General features: G+C 31.5%; 1 pseudogene. It reads left to right on the top strand.

Annotated elements, in window-relative coordinates:
- Positions 1-267 (top strand): annotated as a pseudogene (locus V7083_RS17875) (anion transporter); the annotation flags it as partial.

Consider the following 267-nt stretch of genomic DNA (forward strand, 5'->3'; position numbering starts at 1 on the left):
AAAAAGTCCCATATCTATTTTTTTCAGTTCCATTATTTTAAGCCAACTGATAAGCAATGTACCTGCTGCAATCTTTTTATCCAAATTCTCTGTAAATTGGCAACCTTTATTAGTAGGAGTGAATTTAGGTGGGCTTGGTACAATTGTTGCTTCCCTCGCAAGTGTCATTTCATTTAAACTTTTTATTAAGAGAGATCCACAAAAAAGTAAACTATACCTTATCAGGTTTAGTTTTTATAACTTTTCTATTTTAGCCCTTTTAACTCT

It is taken from the genome of Bacillus sp. JJ1764, assembly GCF_036962145.1.
Taxonomy (GTDB): Bacteria; Bacillota; Bacilli; order Bacillales; family Cytobacillaceae; genus Neobacillus.